The following is a 2,316-nucleotide window of genomic DNA, read 5'->3' on the forward strand; positions in this document are numbered from 1 at the left end:
AAACGCCGCACCGGTCCAGTTCTGGATCCACGCGTGGTAGGCGGAGTCGGCCGGGCTGGCCGTGGCGACCGCCGTCCAGGTGTCGAGGTAGGCACGCTCGGCCGCGTACAGGGCAGTAAGACCCTCCAGGGCGCCGTCGTATGCGGCACAAAGCAGATAGGAGGTATAGCCGAGGCACACCGGCCAGGGCTCGACGTCGGGCGGAAAACCGTGCTCGGCGGCCGTCTGGGTGAAGGCTTCCGCCTCGAGCACCAGGCTGCGGTCCAGGTCGGCGAGCAGATCGTCAAGCCGCGACGGCAGGCGGTGGGCGCGGAGCGCGGCCACCACGCGCCGCTCCTCCACCACGAAGACCCGGTCCTGCTGGACCCAGCTGCGTAGCGCCATTGCCGGCAGGGTGCCATGCGCCAGGCCGAGCACGAAGGGATGCCTGGCCATGGCCACCCAGGTGGCCCGGTTGGCCTCCACGAGGCGCTCGGTGAACGTCCTCATCGGGCGATCCTAACGACCGCGCCGCGGCGGTGGCCGACCACGCGGACTATGCGTGCCGGTCAGCGCCAGACAATGGGCCGGTCGCTGGACCGGCCATAGCCGAACGACGAGGACGACGGATGGCCCAGGACGTTGGAGACATACCACGTCGTCCCTCGCTTCAGGCCCACGGTGCTCAACCCGTCCCTGTTCCAGTCGCCGACCAGGGGAACGTCGCCCGACCGGCCGTAGGAGAAGATCTTCCCGTCCTCGGGGTCCACCAGGCTCCAGAAGCTGTCCACCAGCTGCCAGCGGCCCGCCCGGAAGATGCCCGGCTGGTCGTACCCGTCGCCGTTCCAGTCGCCCACGATCGGGGTGGATCCGGCGTCCCCGAATCGTAGGCGGTGGTTGGCGGACCCGGTGGTCAGCGAGTAGCGCAGGTACCAGACGCCCGCGCGGTAGACACCGGGCCGGTCCGCGCCAGGAGCCGGCCAGTTGCCGCAGACGGGACGGTCGCCGGCCCGCCCGAAGGTGAACGACTTCACGACACTGCCGGTGTTGCTGTTCTTGATGTACCAGCGGCCGTCCCGGAACACCCCTGGTGTCCGGTCGCCGTCGCCGTCCCAGTCGCAGAAGATCGGGATGTCGGTGGCGCGGCCGAAGCGGAACGTGGCGATGGTGCGATCCTCGGGACGCACGCCGGAACGCAGGTACCACGTTCCGCCGCGGAAGACGGCCGGCCGGTCCGCGCGGACGCCCGCCCGCACGGCCGGGCCGGACCAACTGACAGCACCGAACCCCCAGTTGGGCTGGTCCGGGGCAAAGTCAACGGCAATACCCTTGTAGTGGTTCAGCGGATCCAGGTCCAGGTCGATCCGCGACAGCACCCGCATCTGCCGCGCCGGAAGGCACGACAACGCGAACGACGCAACGTAGCGCCGCGCGGCGGCGTCGTAGGATGGCCTGCCGTCGCACCCGTGGCCGGTGGAGTCCCTCGCATCGGCTAGCACGGTGTAGAGCCCGATCTGGTTGATGGGCTCGTACAGGTAGAGGACGAAGTAGTCGGCACCACCGTCGGCGGTGACATCGATCCACCAGCGCAACTCGGTCCAGGACCCCTGCTGGGTCCACAAGGGGTCCTGGGTCGGATCGGCGAACTGGGCCACCGTGGCCGTCAACTGCAGGTCGCTCGGGCCGACCTTGATGGATGCGGCGGTCAGGTCGGCGCGTGGCTCCTCGACCGGGTCGTTCGGCTCCGGCCAGCGGTCGATCGCGACGTCCCCGGTCGGGTCAGCGACCACGACCGGCTCGCCGGGCGGCGGCACCGCGCCCGACGCGGAACCCGCGCCGCTGAGGCTTGCCAGCGCCGCGACCACCAACACGACCTGGTACCGCCGAGGAACCATGCGGCCTGGCACAGCACCGACCCCCCGAATTGGCAACCGATCGGTTCGTGACCGGCAGCAGCTGCCATCAAACCTGCTGACCGCATGATGGTCTGCTGCGTTGTTCCTGGTCAACGGCGGTATTGCTGGTGCGACGCTGGCAGGCATTCCGGCCCTTCACGCCAGGCTGGTCGCTGGTCTGACCTTCGACGTCCAGTCAGCTGCGTGGATCCGTCGGCGTGAGCGCCCTCCGCTACCCCTAGCGCACGGTAATGCTGCCCTGCATCCAGGCGTGGATCGCGCAGAGGTAGGACAGGGTCGTGCCCGACGGGGCGGTCACGGGCACGGTGATGGAGGTGCCCGGCGGCAGCCACAACGTGTCGAGCCGGCCGTCGAGGCCGGGCCCGCCGGCCACGTTGATGAACTGGGACTGGGTCTCGTCGGTGATCTGGGGGCCGACCGT

3 protein-coding genes are annotated in these 2,316 nt (G+C 69.7%); all 3 read right to left on the reverse strand.

Annotated features, from left to right (window positions below; all coding sequences use genetic code 11):
- Positions 1 to 489: hypothetical protein (locus tag VGR06_RS00190; protein ID WP_327556836.1), on the reverse strand; the 489-nt coding region annotated here is incomplete at its 3' end.
- Between the two features lie 59 nt (positions 490 to 548).
- Complete coding sequence (locus VGR06_RS00195) at positions 549 to 1,874, reverse strand: hypothetical protein (RefSeq protein ID WP_327556837.1); 1,326 nt, start codon at positions 1,872 to 1,874, stop codon at positions 549 to 551.
- A gap of 238 nt (positions 1,875 to 2,112) precedes the next feature.
- Positions 2,113 to 2,316 (reverse strand): hypothetical protein (locus tag VGR06_RS00200; RefSeq protein WP_327556838.1); only part of this gene is annotated, 204 nt, incomplete at its 5' end.

The sequence above is a fragment of the Actinophytocola sp. genome, assembly GCF_036002505.1.
GTDB lineage: Bacteria > Actinomycetota > Actinomycetes > Mycobacteriales > Pseudonocardiaceae > DASYTH01.